Here is a 379-nt window from a genome sequence, read left to right on the forward strand (position 1 = left end):
GTGCCTGCGGAGCCATGTCGCCGTCTAGAGCCATGATTGCGTCGGATGTATGCAACGCATTGTGGCGATTATGCAACAAGTGTGACCGAGACGGAAATCTTTCGCGAGCCGATCCCCTGAAAAGAGCGCGGGCTCAGATCAAGGCTCAGCCCTGCCGCGATGATTTGTAGACGTTGACGCCGAGCTCGCGGATCTTCTTGCGCAGCGTGTTGCGGTTCAAGCCCAGCAGTTCCGCGGCCTTGATCTGGTTGCCGCGGGTTGCCGTCATCGAAGCCAGGACGAGGGGAAACTCGACCTCGGACAGGATGCGCTGATAAAGCCCGGCAGGTGGCAAATCGCCGGCAAAGGAAGCGAAATAGCGCTGCAGGAAGTGCTCGAC

Annotated in this window: 1 protein-coding gene; it reads right to left on the minus strand. The window is 59.4% G+C overall.

Annotated features, from left to right (window positions below):
- Positions 1 to 145: 145 nt before the first annotated feature.
- Positions 146 to 379, minus strand: a 234-nt coding sequence (locus EN906_RS37150; protein WP_281060492.1) for a helix-turn-helix domain-containing protein, incomplete at its 5' end; no start/stop codon positions are given.

Source organism: Mesorhizobium sp. M7A.F.Ca.CA.004.06.1.1 (assembly GCF_003999135.1).
GTDB lineage: Bacteria > Pseudomonadota > Alphaproteobacteria > Rhizobiales > Rhizobiaceae > Mesorhizobium.